This window comes from Mycobacterium sp. NGS56, assembly GCF_059812425.1.
The window spans coordinates 1,025,734-1,040,348 of record NZ_JCALCQ010000001.1; the positions used below are offsets into that span (position 1 = coordinate 1,025,734).

Annotated in this window: 11 protein-coding genes and 1 pseudogene; 10 read left to right on the top strand and 2 right to left on the bottom strand. The window is 65.4% G+C overall.

What is annotated here, in order from left to right:
• Nucleotides 1-135: 135 nt before the first annotated feature.
• The 10 genes and pseudogenes from AC5Y4F_RS04770 (at nucleotide 136) to AC5Y4F_RS04815 (ending at nucleotide 11,126) form a co-directional block, all read left to right on the top strand.
• Entirely contained in the window at nucleotides 136-2,322 is a 2,187-nt protein-coding gene (locus AC5Y4F_RS04770) for an adenylate/guanylate cyclase domain-containing protein (protein WP_499995324.1), read from the top strand.
• Nucleotides 2,322-3,752 (top strand): mechanosensitive ion channel domain-containing protein, encoded by a 1,431-nt coding sequence (locus AC5Y4F_RS04775; protein ID WP_499995326.1) that lies wholly within the window; start codon nucleotides 2,322-2,324, stop codon nucleotides 3,750-3,752. Before AC5Y4F_RS04770 ends, AC5Y4F_RS04775 begins: the two co-directional genes overlap by 1 nt.
• Entirely contained in the window at nucleotides 3,752-5,011 is a 1,260-nt protein-coding gene (locus AC5Y4F_RS04780; protein ID WP_067938806.1) for a glutamate-5-semialdehyde dehydrogenase, read from the top strand. The genes AC5Y4F_RS04775 and AC5Y4F_RS04780 overlap by 1 nt, the downstream gene beginning before the upstream one ends.
• 37 nt (nucleotides 5,012-5,048) lie before the next feature.
• A complete protein-coding gene (locus tag AC5Y4F_RS04785; RefSeq protein ID WP_067938804.1) occupies nucleotides 5,049-5,924 on the top strand; it encodes an AAA family ATPase in 876 nt (291 codons plus the stop codon).
• A gap of 10 nt (nucleotides 5,925-5,934) precedes the next feature.
• Nucleotides 5,935-7,383, top strand: coding sequence for a vWA domain-containing protein (locus AC5Y4F_RS04790; RefSeq protein ID WP_067938802.1), 1,449 nt, complete (start codon nucleotides 5,935-5,937; stop codon nucleotides 7,381-7,383).
• A 229-nt stretch (nucleotides 7,384-7,612) separates the two neighbouring features.
• Nucleotides 7,613-8,281: a nicotinate-nucleotide adenylyltransferase gene (gene nadD / locus AC5Y4F_RS04795; protein WP_082947753.1), complete on the top strand. Its 669-nt coding sequence runs from the start codon at nucleotides 7,613-7,615 to the stop codon at nucleotides 8,279-8,281.
• On the top strand, nucleotides 8,278-8,673 hold the full coding sequence (gene rsfS / locus AC5Y4F_RS04800; RefSeq protein WP_067938798.1) for a ribosome silencing factor: 396 nt from the start codon (nucleotides 8,278-8,280) through the stop codon (nucleotides 8,671-8,673). The genes nadD and rsfS overlap by 4 nt, the downstream gene beginning before the upstream one ends.
• Nucleotides 8,670-9,344, top strand: a complete 675-nt coding sequence (gene gpgP / locus AC5Y4F_RS04805) for a glucosyl-3-phosphoglycerate phosphatase (RefSeq protein ID WP_499995327.1) — start codon at nucleotides 8,670-8,672, stop codon at nucleotides 9,342-9,344. The genes rsfS and gpgP overlap by 4 nt, the downstream gene beginning before the upstream one ends.
• A pseudogene (gene octT / locus AC5Y4F_RS04810) lies at nucleotides 9,334-10,062 on the top strand (diglucosylglycerate octanoyltransferase); the annotation flags it as partial. The gene gpgP and the pseudogene octT, both read left to right, overlap by 11 nt.
• Before the next feature lie 185 nt (nucleotides 10,063-10,247).
• Nucleotides 10,248-11,126: a DegV family protein gene (locus tag AC5Y4F_RS04815; RefSeq protein ID WP_067938791.1), complete on the top strand. Its 879-nt coding sequence runs from the start codon at nucleotides 10,248-10,250 to the stop codon at nucleotides 11,124-11,126.
• Here the strand turns inward: AC5Y4F_RS04815 and AC5Y4F_RS04820 are convergent.
• Nucleotides 11,123-14,023 carry an MMPL/RND family transporter gene (locus AC5Y4F_RS04820; RefSeq protein WP_499995329.1) on the bottom strand — a complete coding sequence of 967 codons (2,901 nt, stop codon included), beginning with the start codon at nucleotides 14,021-14,023 and terminating at the stop codon, nucleotides 11,123-11,125. The two genes, AC5Y4F_RS04815 and AC5Y4F_RS04820, sit on opposite strands and share 4 nt — an antisense overlap.
• Nucleotides 14,020-14,448 carry an MmpS family transport accessory protein gene (locus AC5Y4F_RS04825; protein ID WP_499995781.1) on the bottom strand — a complete coding sequence of 143 codons (429 nt, stop codon included), beginning with the start codon at nucleotides 14,446-14,448 and terminating at the stop codon, nucleotides 14,020-14,022. The genes AC5Y4F_RS04820 and AC5Y4F_RS04825 overlap by 4 nt, the downstream gene beginning before the upstream one ends.
• Nucleotides 14,449-14,615 lie beyond the last annotated feature (167 nt).

The window sequence follows — 14,615 nt, forward strand, 5'->3', positions numbered from 1 at the left end:
GCGGCGAGGCAAAGCACACCCGCCGGCACCAGCACCGTGACGCCGAATCGCGTCACGGCAAACGGCGAATAACTCGATGTCCGCGCGATATTCTGCTGCGTTAGGGGAGCTGGATCCGAGAAAAGGGGCAGGCGATTGACCACTCGCGAGCTAACGGACGCTGAGCCCCATAGCGATCCTGAACCGGCTCAATCCACCACCAAGCGTCGGCGTGCGCTGTCCCGATTCCGGTTCGGTATCCAGTCCAAAATTCTGATCACCATGCTGCTGTCGAGCATCCTGGGCGTGGCGGTGATCGGTGCCATCGCGGCGGCATCGGGGCGCAACGCGTTGCGGCAGGTCGAGTCCGAACGTCTGATCGAGATGCGCGAATCCCAGAAGCGGGCGGTGCAGGCGCTTTTTCGCGAGGTGTCGAATTCGCTGATCATTTGGAGTGGCGGGTTCGGCATCAACCAGGCGACGACGGCCCTCACGGCGGACTTCGCTCAACTGAACAATGCGACGATCTCGCCCGCCCAACAGCAGTCGCTGGTCGATTACTACGACAACGACATGATCAAACCGATCAAGCAGATCACCGGCGACACCATCGATATCAGGGCCGTCCTGCCAAGTGCTAACGCGCAGAAGTACATTCAGGCCTACTACACCGCCGCTCCGCGGGCTAACCCCGATGCGCTGCCCGTCCCCGACGCCGGCGACGGCAGCGCCTGGTCGGCGTCCAACGCGCGCTTCGACTTCTACATGCGCGGCATCGTCAATCGGTTCGACTATCGCGACGCGCTGTTGTTGGACATGCAAGGCAATGTCGTCTACAGCGTGCGCAAGGGTCCCGATCTCGGGACCAACGTCCTTACCGGCCCGTACCGCGAATCGAAACTGCGGGAGGCATACCAGAAAGCCCTCGCGTCCAACGATGTCGACTTCGTCTGGGTCACCGACTTCCAGCAGTACCAGCCGGCACTCGATACACCAACGGCGTGGGTGGTGTCACCGATCGGCATGAACGGAAAGTTCGAGGGAGTGATGGCGCTGCCGGTGCCGGTCGCGAAGATCAACAAGATCATGACGGCCGACAAGCATTGGGATGCAGGCGGTATGGGACCGGCGACCGAAACGTATCTGGCGGGACCAGATGACCTGATGCGGTCCGATTCAAGAGTATTCATTGAGAACCCCAAAGAATACCGGCGCTCGGCGATCGACGGCGGCACACCGCCCGACGTGGTCGACCGGGCGATCAGGCTGGGCACCACCACTCTGGTGCAGCCGGTCGATACCGCCGGTCTTCGCGCCGCCCAACGCGGCGAGACGGGCGTGGTCAGCGCCACCGACTACATGGGCAATAGGGAGCTGGAAGCCTATGCGCCGCTCAACATCCCCAATTCCGACCTGCACTGGTCGATCCTCGCTACGCGCGACAATTCCGACGCATACGCCCGACTCGGCAGGTTCAGCAAGAAGATGGTGATCGCTGTCGCGGCAATGATCTTCGCCATCTGTGTGGCCTCGATGTTCGTCGCGCAGCGTGCGGTGCGACCGGTCCGGCGCCTCGAAGAGGGCACCCGCAAGATCAGCTCCGGCGACTACGAGATCAACATCCCGGTTCAGCGGCGTGACGAAATCGGTGACCTCACGGCGGCATTCAACGAGATGAGTCGGAGTCTGGCGATCAAGGAAGAGCTGCTCAACGAGCAGCGCCGAGAAAACGATCGCCTGCTGCTGTCGTTGATGCCCGAAGCGGTGGTGCAACGCTATCGCGAGGGCGAGGAGACCATCGCCCAGAAGCATCAGGACGTCGCCATCATCTATGCCGACATCATCGGCCTGGACGAAATATCCAGCGATTTGCCCGAAGACGAGTTGGTCGCCACAGTCGATGATCTCTTCCGGCAGTTCGATGCGGCCGCCGAGGCCCTTGGTGTCGAACGGATTCGCACCTTCCACAACGGCTATCTGGCCAGTTGTGGGGCGGTCACCCCCCGGCTGGACAGCATCCATCGCGCGGTCGACTTCGCCCTCGAAATCGGTCGCATCATCGACCGATTCAATGCTCAATCGGTGCACCAGCTGGGCCTGCGAGTAGGTGTGAACACAGGGAACGTGGTGAGCGGGCTGGTCGGCCGCTCCAGCCTGGTCTATGACATGTGGGGTGGCGCAGTCAGTTTGGCCTACCAAATGCACAGCGGCGCGCCGCAGCCGGGGGTCTATGTCAGTTCGCAGGTGTACGAAGCGATGCGGGATGTCCGGCAGTTCACCGCCGCCGGCACCATCTCCGTCGGCGGTACCGATCAGGCCATCTACCGGTTATTGGAGCGCTGATGAACCTCTTCACCTCGACATGGTTCTACTGGGCGATCGGCATTGCGGCCGGGTTGCCGCTGGGGCTGATCGCGCTCACCGAGCTGCAGGACGCCCTGCTGCGCAGAAGCAGCCCACTGGCCCGGCAGGTCGGCCTGGTGCGCAACTATCTGCTGCCGCTCGGTGCGCTGTTGCTCCTGCTGGTTAAGGCCTCGCAGGTCCCGGCCGACGACGTTCCGGTGCGTCTCCTCACCACGGTGTTCGGCCTGCTGGTGCTGGTGCTCGTGCTGTCCGGCCTCAACGCGACGATGTTCGAAGGCGCGCCGGAAAAGAGCTGGCGTAAAAGGCTTCCCACCATTTTCCTGGACTGCGCCCGGTTGGCCGTGATCGGTGTTGGTCTGGCGGTGATGTCGTCCTACATCTGGGGCGTGCGCATCGGCGGTATCTTCACCGCGCTGGGTGTCACATCGGTCGTCATCGGTCTGATGCTGCAGAACTCCGTCGGCCAGATCGTGTCGGGCCTGTTCATGTTGTTCGAGCAGCCGTTCCGCATCGATGAATGGCTGGACACCGGCACGGCCAGCGGACGCGTGGTCGAGGTGAATTGGCGGTCCGTGCACATCGACACCGGCAGCGGCATTCGGGTCACGCCGAACTCGGTGCTCGCCAGCAACGCGTTCACGAACCTTTCTCGTCCGCCCGGCGGGCACAAGCTGTCGGTGACGACGACGTTCTCCAGTGTCGACCCGCCGGACCGGGTGTGCGCGTTGCTGTCACGCATCGCCCAACTGTTGCCCCAGCTCAAGGCCGGCAGCGTACCGCGTACGGTCCCGTTGGGTGCGGCCGAGTACCGCACGACCATCGGGTTGAATTCACCGGCGGACGACGGCGCCGCCAAGGCCACTTTCCTGCGCTGGGCCTGGTATGCGACACGACGGGAGAATCTGCACCTCGACGGCGCCGACGACGACTTCTCCACCGTCGAACGTGTGGAGCACGCGCTGCACACGGTGGTGGCGCCGGCGTTGCGGATCGGCGCCGAGGAGCAGCGATCGCTGCGGTCCGCCGCGAGGATCGTGCGCTATGGCGCCGGCGAGGTGGTGGAGTACGCCGGCCAGGTCCCTACGGCCATGACGTTTCTGGTCTCCGGGCGCGTGCAGCTGACGGCGACCGCCGACGACGGCTCGCTGGTTCCGATCAGCACGCTGGTCACGGGGTCGTTCGTTGGGCTGACCGCGCTGACTCGGCAACCCAACCTGGCCAGCGCGTACGCCCTCGAAGAGGTCACGGCGCTGGAGATCGATCGGGAGCACATTGAGCACCTGGTGACGCGTGCGCCCGTGTTGCTGCAGAACTTCGGCAACATCATCGAAGAGCGGCGCAGCAAGGTGCGCAGTGCGGAGCGCGGGTCGCCACCATCTGGGGTTTTGGCGCCCGATACCCTGGTTTGATGAGTCTGCAAGCACCATCGCTTCCTGACTTGCGCCAGGAGGTGCACAACGCCGCACGCCGCGCCCGGGTTGCGTCACGTGTCCTGGCGTTGCTGCCGACCGTCGCCAAGGACCAAGCGCTGCGATCTGCGGCCGATGCGCTAGCCGCGCACCGCGATCTGATCCTGTCGGCCAACGCCGAAGACCTCGACGCCGCACGGGCCGCCGGCACGCCGTCGGCGATGCTCGATCGCTTGGCGCTGGACGCCAAACGCGTTGAGGGCATCGCCGCCGGCCTGCGTCAGGTCGCGGGGTTGCCCGACCCGGTCGGTGAGGTGTTGCGCGGTTACACGTTGCCCAACGGGCTGCAGCTGCGTCAGCAGCGGGTCCCGTTGGGCGTCGTCGGCATGATCTATGAGGGCCGGCCCAACGTGACCGTGGACGCCTTCGGATTGGCGCTCAAGTCCGGCAATGCCGTGCTGTTGCGCGGGAGTTCATCGGCGACGCGGTCCAACCAGGCGCTGGTCCAGGTGTTGCGTGCTTCGCTGGTCAGCGAGGACCTGCCCACCGATGCGGTTCAACTACTTTCGGCCGATGACCGCGCCACGGTGACGCATCTGATCCAGGCCCGTGGCCTGGTCGACGTGGTGATTCCGCGCGGCGGGGCGAGCCTGATCGACGCGGTCGTCCGCGACGCGCAGGTGCCCACCATCGAGACCGGTGTCGGCAACTGTCACGTCTACGTGCACGAAGGTGCCGACTTGGAGGTGGCGGAGCGAATCCTGCTGAATTCCAAGACCCGTCGGCCCAGTGTCTGCAACGCGGCAGAGACACTGCTGGTCGATGTCGCGATCGCCGAAGACGCGCTGCCCCGGCTGGTGACCGCCCTGCAAGACGCCGGCGTGACCGTGCACGGCGGTTTCTCGAAGGATGCGCACGAGGATGACCTGCGTCGCGAGTACCTGTCGATGGACATCGCGGTGGCGGTGGTCGACGGTATCGACGCCGCGATCGCTCACATCAACGAGTACGGCACCGGACACACCGAGGCCATCGTGACCACCAATATGGCTGCGGCGCAGAAGTTTACGGACGGCGTGGACGCGGCCGCGGTGATGGTGAACGCGTCCACCGCCTTTACCGATGGTGAGCAGTTCGGTTTTGGCGCCGAAATCGGCATCTCCACACAGAAATTGCATGCGCGCGGTCCGATGGGGCTGCCCGAATTGACCTCGACCAAATGGATTGCGTGGGGAGACGGACAAACTCGTCCGGCTTGATACCCGCGTGGAGAAAGCGTTTTTAGGAGAACCGATTGTGAGTGTGCCCGCCCGGTCCAAGCCGTTGTTCGACGACATCGATGACGTGTCGCGGCGGCTGGCCGAGACCGGCTACCTGCCCGACACGGCCACCGCGACCGCCGTGTTCTTGGCCGACCGGCTCGGTAAGCCGTTGTTGGTGGAAGGTCCGGCCGGCGTGGGAAAGACCGAGTTGGCACGCGCCATCGCGCAGGCCACCGGCTCGGGGCTGGTGCGCTTGCAGTGCTACGAGGGCGTGGACGAGGCTCGCGCGCTCTACGAGTGGAACCACGCCAAGCAGATCCTTCGCATCCAGGCCGGGTCCGGGGACTGGGATCAGACCAAGGACGACGTGTTCAGCGAGGAGTTCCTGCTGCAGCGCCCGTTGCTGACGGCCATCCGGCGTACCGAGCCGACCGTGCTGCTCATCGACGAGACCGACAAGGCCGATATCGAGATCGAGGGCCTGCTGCTGGAGGTGCTGTCCGACTTCGCGGTCACCGTTCCGGAACTGGGCACCATCGTGGCCGAGCGAACGCCGCTGGTGGTGCTGACCTCCAACGCCACGCGTGAGCTGTCCGAGGCGCTCAAGCGCCGCTGCCTGTACTTGCACATCGACTTTCCCACTGCCGACCTGGAACGCCGCATCCTGCTGTCCCGGGTTCCCGAGCTGCCCGCGCATCTGGCCGAGGAGCTCGTTCGCATCATCGGGGTGCTGCGCGGGATGCAGCTCAAGAAGGTCCCGTCCATCGCCGAGACCATCGACTGGGGCCGCACGCTGCTCGCGCTGGGTTTGGACACCATCGACGACGCGGTCGTCGCGGCCACGCTCGGGGTGGTGCTCAAACATCAATCCGACCAGCAGCGCGCGACCGGCGAGCTGCGGCTGAATTAGGACGATCGCGATGGCCACCCGCCGCATCCGACCCTCCCGGCCACTCGCCCCGCACGGGCTGCCCGGCCATTTGGTGGGATTCGTCGAAGCGCTTCGCGGGGCTGGGATTTCGGTCGGCCCGTCGGAGACGGTGGACGCCGGCCGGGTGATGGCGACGCTCGGCCTGGGTGACCGCAAGGTGCTGCGCGAGGGCTTGGCGTGCGCTGTGTTGCGCCGATCCGATCACCGCGAGACCTATGACGCCATGTTCGACCTGTGGTTCCCGGCGGCGCTGGGCGCACGCGCGGTGGTCGCCGATGACGACGCCAACGACTTGGCAGACGACAACGCATTGCCGGCCGACGACGTCGAGGCGATGCGCCAGATGCTGGTGGACCTGTTGACCGAGAATCCCGACCTCGCCGACATGGACGAGCGGCTGGTCGCGATGATCGCCCGGATCGTCGAGGCCTACGGCAAGTACAGCTCCAGTCGTGGCCCGTCCTTCTCGTCGTACCAGGCGCTCAAGGCCATGGCGCTGGACGAGCTCGAGGGCAAGCTGCTGGCCGGGCTGCTCGCCTCATATGGTGACGAACCGACTCCCAGCCAGGAGGAGATCGCTAAAGCGCTTGCCGCGCAGCGGATCACCCAGTTGCGCAAGATGGTAGATTCCGAGACCAAACGGCGCACGGCCGAGCAGCTGGGTCGTGATCACGTCCAGATGTACGGCATCCCACAGCTTTCCGAGAATGTGGAATTCCTGCGCGCCTCCGGTGATCAGCTGCGCCAGATGCGCCGGGTGGTTGCCCCGCTCGCCCGAACACTGGCGACCCGGCTGGCAGCCCGCCGTCGACGCGCCCGGGCCGGATCGATCGATATGCGCAAGACGCTGCGCAAGTCGATGTCCACCGGCGGGGTCCCGATCGACGTCGTGCTGGCCAAGCCGCGTCCGGCACGGCCGGAGCTGGTGGTGCTGTGCGACGTGTCCGGCTCGGTCGCCGGGTTCAGCCACTTCACCCTGCTCCTGGTACATGCTCTGCGACAACAATTCTCGCGTGTTCGCGTGTTCGCATTCATCGATACCACCGACGAGGTGACCCACATGTTCGGTCCGGAGGCCGACCTGGCGGTGGCGATCCAGCGGATCACCCGGGAGTCGGGCGTTTACAGTCGCGACGGCCATTCCGATTATGGCAACGCGTTCGCGTCGTTCATGCAGTCGTTCCCCAACGTGCTGTCACCGCGCACCTCGCTGCTGGTGCTCGGGGATGGCCGCACCAATTACCGCAACCCGGAGACCGAGCTGCTGTCCCACATGGTGACGGCCAGCAGGCACGCGCACTGGCTGAATCCCGAGCCCAAGCATCTGTGGGGCAGCGGTGACTCGGCGGTGCCGCGCTACCAGGAAGTCATCGCGATGCACGAGTGCAGATCCGCCAAGCAGCTGGCGGCGGTGATCGACCAATTGCTGCCGGTGTAGGGGTGCGGGCGCCGCGTCGATTCACATCGGCCACACGCGTATCCGTCCGCGGCCGCGCCCTTCGCGCCCGCCTCACAGCGACAACCGCGGGCAGACCGGTGTCTTCGGCAGCATTTGGCGCTGTGAGGCGGGCGCACTGCATGCCGCCCGAATTAGAGGCTGGTGTGGCGCATGTGACCAACGCCTGGAACATCGGGCCCTAGCACCGGCTCAAGTAAGCTGGCAAATCGTGCAAAAGCAGCTTCGCAGGTTAGGAGTGATGGGTGGGACTTTCGACCCCATTCATTACGGTCACCTGGTTGCCGCCAGCGAGGTCGCGGACCTGTTCGACCTCGACCAAGTGGTGTTCGTGCCCAGCGGGCAGCCCTGGCAGAAGGAGCGGAACGTCTCTGCTGCCGAGGACCGATATCTGATGACGGTGATCGCCACGGCATCCAATCCGCGGTTCTCGGTCAGCCGGGTCGACATCGACCGCGCCGGCCCCACCTACACCAAAGACACTTTGCTTGACCTGCGCGCCCTCAACCCAGGCTCTGAGCTTTACTTCATCACCGGGGCCGACGCGCTGGCCTCCATTCTGTCGTGGGAGGGCTGGGAGACGGCGTTCGAGCTGGCGCGCTTCGTCGGGGTCAGCCGGCCCGGCTACGAGCTGCGGCGCGAACACATCACCGGCGTGCTGGGCGAGCTGCCAGACGACGCCCTGACCTTGGTCGAGATCCCCGCGCTGGCCATCTCTTCGACCGATTGCCGCCGTCGCGCAGCGCAGCGCCGACCGCTGTGGTATTTGATGCCCGACGGCGTCGTGCAGTACGTCTCCAAACGCCGGCTCTACCGCGACGACGGGGAGCCTCGCATGATCGCGAACGAAACGCGCTTGACCACTGGGGAACACCCATGAGCGCCACGCAGGAGGCCATCGACATGGCGACGGTGGCCGCGGGCGCCGCGGCCGCGAAGCTGGCCGACGATGTCGTCGTCATCGACGTCTCGGCCCAGCTCGCCATCACGGACTGCTTCGTGATCGCCTCGGCGTCCAACGAGCGACAGGTCAACGCCATCGTCGACGAGGTCGAGGAGAAGATGCGCAAGGCCGGTTACAAGCCCGCCCGTCGCGAGGGCACCCGGGAAGGCCGCTGGACGTTGCTGGACTATCGCGACATCGTCGTTCACATCCAGCACCAGGAAGACCGCGACTTCTATGCCCTGGAGCGGTTGTGGGGTGACTGCCCGGTGGTGTCGGTAGACGTGGACGAGAACCGTGACCACTCCGAAGAATCGGGCGCGCAATGAGAATTCGTCGTCTGATCATGCTGCGGCACGGGCAAACCGAGTTCAACGCGGGTAGCCGGATGCAGGGCCAGCTGGATTCCGAACTCAGTGAACTCGGGCGGGCACAGGCCGTTGCGGCCGCCGAGGTGCTGGGCAAGCTGCAGCCGTTGCTGATCGTGTCGTCGGATCTGCATCGCGCCTACGACACGGCGATCAGGCTGGGGGAGGTGACCGGCGTGCCGGTCCGGGTGGACCAGCGGGCGCGGGAGACCCATCTCGGCGACTGGCAGGGGTTGACCCACACCGAGGTCGACGCGCAGGCTCCCGGCGCACGGCTGGCCTGGCGCGAAGACGCCACGTGGGCGCCGCATGGCGGCGAGAGCAGGGTCGACGTCGCGGCACGCAGCGTGCCGTTGGTCGCCGAATTGGTATCCAGCGAGCCGGAATGGGGTGACCCCGACGGGCCGGATCGCCCGGTGGTGCTGGTGGCTCACGGCGGCCTGATCGCCGCGCTGTCGGCCGCGCTGCTGAAGCTTCCCGTTGCCAACTGGCCGATTCTGGGTGGCATGGGCAATGCCAGCTGGGTGCAGCTTTCCGGCCATAACGACGATCCCGCCGACGAATTCAACAGCATCCGTTGGCGTCTGGATGTGTGGAACGCTTCCGCGCAGGTGTCCAACGATGTCCTCTGAGCCCAAGCCCACCCTGCTGATTTTCGCCGACTCGTTGGCCTACTACGGTCCGACCGGGGGACTTCCCGCCGACGATCCCCGAATATGGCCTAATATTGTTGCGGCACAACTTGATTGGGATGTCGAGCTGATCGGCCGCATCGGTTGGACCTGCCGCGACATCTGGTGGGCGGCGACCCAGGACCCGCGGGCGTGGGCGGCGCTCCCCAGGGCCGGCGCGGTCATCTTCGCCACCGGCGGCATGGATTCGCTGCCGTCGGTGCTGCCCACCGCGCTGCGCGAGCTGATCCGCTACGTGCGGCCGCCCTGGCTGCGGCGCTGGGTCCGTGACGGCTATGGCTGGGCGCAGCCCAGGCTCTCTCCGATCGCCCGGCCGGCCCTGCCTCCGCATCTGAGCGCCTACTATCTCGAACAGACGCGTGGCGCAATCGATTTCAATCGCCCGGGCATCCCGATCGTGGCGTCGCTGCCGTCGGTGCATATCGCCGACACCTACGGAAGGGCCCACCACGGTCGCGCGGGGACGGTGGCCGCCATCACCGAATGGGCGCAAAGCCACCAGGTACCCTTGGTGGATCTCAAAGCCGCTGTCGCCGAGCAGATTATCAACGGCCGCGGAAACCCCGACGGCATCCACTGGAATTTCGAGGCTCACCAGGCGGTCGCGGAGCTGATGCTCAAGGCGCTCGCCGAAGCCGGCGTGGCAACGATGCAGAGCGCGCAGCGCGATGAGGACGAGCCGCGCAATCAAGCCGGCGTCGCAACGATGCAGAGCGCGCAGCGCGATGAGGAGGAGCCGCGCAATCAAGCCGGCGTGGCAACGATGCAGAGCGCGCAGCGCGATGAGGAGGAGCCGCGCAATCAAGCCGGCGTGGCGCACGAGAAGCGCCGCGGGTAGCGCTTGTGACCGTCGTGGTGGTGACCGACTCGTCGGCACGTGTGCCCGCCGACCTGCTCGAGAAGTGGGGGATACGTGTCGTTCCGCTGCACATCTTGCTCGACGGCAACGATCTGCGTGATGGTGTCGACGACGTTCCCGGCGACATATACAAATTAGCGGCGACCACCGCGGCGGCCACTCCGGCCGAACTGGCCGACGTGTACCAGCAGGCGCTGGCCGACAGCGGCGGCGACGGCGTGGTGGCAGTCCACATCTCGGCGGCGCTGTCGGGCACCTGCCGCGCCGCCGAGCGTACCGCCGCCGACCTCGACCCGAACGTGCGCGTCGTCGACTCCAAATCGGCTGCGATGGGCACCGGTTTCGTCGCTCTGGCCGCCGCGCGGGCCGCGGCCGATGGCGGGGACGTCGAGGCCGTCGCGGACGCCGCGCGTGCCGCCGTGGACCGCGGGCATGCCTTCATGGTGGTGCAACGGCTGGACAACCTGCGCCGTAGCGGGCGCATCGGCGGGGCGAAGGCGTGGCTCGGCACCGCCCTGGCGCTCAAGCCGCTGTTGCGTATCGATGATGGCAAACTTGTTCTGGCTCAACGAGTGCGCACGGTGAGCCATGCGACGCAGACGATGATCGAACGGGTCTGTGAGGTCGTCGGCCAGGACGTCGCCGCCCTGGCTGTGCACCACGTCAACAATCCGGTCGGCGCACAAGAGGTGGCGACGGCGCTGCGCGAGCGGTTACCGGCGTGCGAGCCGCCGATCATCACCGAACTGGGACCGGTGCTCGCGGTGCATGTCGGCGCGGGCGCGGTCGCGGTGAGCGTAGGGCTCCCCCGGCGGACTAGCGATCGCGAGCGGGGCGTGGCCGGTTCGCCACTCTCGGACTAGGCGTTCACCGGCCGCCGCGCGTTGTCACCGCGCGGGTGTACAACCTGCGGCCACCAGAACCACCGTCCGAGCAGGGTGGCGATCGAGGGCATCAGCAGCGTGCGCACGATCAGCGTGTCGAGCAACAGACCGATGCACACCGTGGACCCGAACTGACCGAGCACGCGCAGATCGCTGCCCAGCATGGACGCCATGGTGAAGGCGAACACCAGGCCCGCCGCCGTCACCACACCACCGGTGCCGGCCATCGACCGGATGATCCCCGTCTTGAGCCCGCGATGGATCTCTTCACGGAACCGGGAGACCAGTAGCAGGTTGTAGTCCGACCCGACGGCCAGCAGGATGATGACCGACAGCGCCATCACGATCCAGTGGATCCGGATGCCGAACAGGTCCTGCCAAATCAACACGGACAGACCGAATGACGCGGCGATCGAGCTGGCCGCCGTGCCGACGATCACCAGCGCGGCCACCACACTTCTCGTCAGCAGCAGCATGATCATGAAGATCAGCGTCAGGGCCGACACCACGGCGATCATCAAGTCGTATTTCTCGCCATCGGCCATGTCTTTGAACGTTGCGGCGGTTCCGCCGAGATAGACCCTGGCATCCGACAGCGACGACTGCTTCAAGCCCTCCTGGGCCGCGGTGCGTTCGGCGTCGACGCGCGCGATGCCCTCCGGCGACATCGGGTCGCCCTGATGGGTGATGAAGAACCGCGCCGACTTACCGTCCGGCGACAGAAACATGCGCAGACCCGTCTGGAAATCGGGGTTGTCGAAGGCTTCCGGCGGGAGGTAGAAGAAGTCGTCGTTCTTGGAGTTGTCGAAGCTTTGCCCCATCACGATGGCGGTGTTGCTCATCGCCTCCATCTGGTTGATCATCGCCTTGAACGTCTGATACAGCGTCAGCGTGATGCCCCTGGTGGTCTTCAGCGTGGTGATGAGCGTGGGGAACAGCGCATTGAGGTCGTGGGTGGCTTTGGCGGTGTGCGCGATGTCGGTTGTGAGGTAGTGGAACTGCTCGGCGAGTTGGTCGAAGCCGTCGAACGTGTCGAACAGGGACCGCAATCCGATGCACACCGGAATGTCGTAGCAGTGCTTCTCCCAGTAAAAGTACGTGCGGATCGGCCGGAAGGTGTCGTCGAAATCCGCGATGTGATCGCGCAGCGTGTCGGTGATCTGCGACGTCACCGCCGTGGTCCGTGCGCTGTCGTCGGCGGCGTTGGCCAGGTCTAACGACACCTCATACTGGCGCTGCGTGGTGTCGATCTGGGTTTGCAGGTCATCGGCCATCTTCAGGATGTCGTTCATGCGCTCCTTGAGGAAGCTCATGTTCTGCATCGTCGTCTGGCTTTGTACGCTGTTCTGGAACGGAATCGAGCTGTGCTGGATCGGGATGCCCAGCGGTCGCGTGATGTCCTGGACCATGGCGATGCCGAGCGTGCGCATCTCGTTCTTGGCCACCCGGTCCAAGACGAGCATGTCTGCCGGGTTACGCATGTCGTGGTCAGACTCGACCATCAACAGGTCGGGGTTCATCCGTGCCTCGGAGAAATGCCGATTGGCGGCCTCCTGCCCCTGATTGGACGGGGCTGACAACGGCAGGTAATGGCGGTCGTTGTAGCTCGTGTGGAAGCTGGGCAGCGCGATCATGCCGACTAACACGATCGCGGCGCTGACGGCCAAAATCGGTGCGGGCCAACGCACAACGGCGGTGCCCACCCGGCGCCACAGCCGACCGCGCTTGGCCTGCCGTTCGAAGAGATGGAAGCGACTGCCGACGAAGACCACCGCGGGGCCCAGCGTGATGCCGGCCAGCACCACGACCAGCATGCCGATCGCCACGGGTGCGCCCATCGTGTTGAACCACGGCAGCCGCGAAAAACTCAGGCAATAAGTCGCGCCCGCGATCGTCAAGCCCGATCCCAAGACGACCGGGGCGACGCCCTTGAATGTGGTGTAGTACGCGCTTTCTCGGTCCTCGCCGGCGGCCAATGCCTCCTGATAGCGGCCGACGAGGAAGATTCCGTAGTCGGTTCCCGCCGCGATCGCCAGCATGGTCAAGATGTTGGCGGCGAAGGTGGTGAGCCCGAATGCGTTGTGGTAAGCGAGAACCGCGACGACTCCGCGCGAGCAGGCCAGCGCGACAAAGGTCATGAACAGCTGCACCAGCGTGGTGACGATGGACCGGTAAACCAGCAGCAACATGATCGCGATGGCGCCCAGGGTGAACAGCGTGATCTTGGCCAGGCTGGCGTTGCCGATGATGTGCATGTCGTCGGACAGCGCCGCGGGACCCGTGACGTAGGCCTTCACGCCGGGTGGCGCCCTGTTCTCGTCGATCACCTTGCGAACGGCGTCCACGGACTCGTTGGCCAGCGTCGTGCCCTGGTTTCCGGCGAGGTTCACCTGCACATAAGCGCTCTTGGCGTCGGCGCTCTGAGCGCCCGCGGCGGTGAGCCGGTCGCCCCAGAAGTCCTGGATGTGCTGAATGTGCCTGGGGTCTTGGCGGAGTTGCCGAATCAGCTTGTCGTAGTACTGGTGGGCGTCCGGCCCGAGCGGGTGCTGACCCTCCAGGACGATCATCACGGTGCTGTTGGAGTCGAACTCGTGGAAATTGTGGCCCAGGCGCATCATCGCCTTCATCGACGGCGCGTCCAGCGGTGTCATCGGCGCCGAGTGCGCCTCGCCGACCTTCTCCAGGGTGGGAACGATGACGTTCACCAACACGGTGATGGCCACCCAGCCCAAGATGATCGGTACCGCGAAGATGCGGATCGCGTGGGGCAGGTAAGGCCGGTGGCCCCGCTCGGCCTTGGACAGGCCGCCGGTTTTGATCGGGCCGGTGTCGGCGGTGCTCAGGTCGCGTTCGGTCTTGCTGTTCACATCGCTCATGCGGACTTCACCAGGCAGAAGGTCTGGGCGTTATGGCCGTCGGAGTTCTGGCTGTCGCGGACGACGCCGTCCACGGTGATCTTGCAACTGATCGTGCCGCCGTCGCTCTGCGCCATGATGTTGGCGCTGACCGAGGGCAGCGTGGTCGAGATCGTGGTCGACCACGGCAGTGGGGCGTTGTTGACCTGGTGGGTGTCGGCGTTTTCGTCCCAGTAGTTGATATTGGCCGTCGTACCCGGGGAGCCGGAGATTTCGTAGACGACGACCTTGGGATTGAACTGCACGATTTCGATCCCTTTGCCGGCGTTTGCGTTGAGGTCTTCCGAGCCGAAGATCTTGTGCAGCCGCGACACGATCAGCGCCGACACCGCCAGAACGACGACCAGCACCAGCGGGATCCACACTTGTCTCAAAGCGCGGGCCATCAAGCCGGGGCGGGGACCTGAGCCCGGACTAGTCACCACCTGACCGCCTTCCGCAAAGCTCACCAACCGTCGCCGACGACACCGATGTCAACGGAACATTTGCTCAGTTAGGGATACTAACCTTAGTGCACGCAAGCGTTCCTCGCGGGGCCGCCACCTGTGGCGGA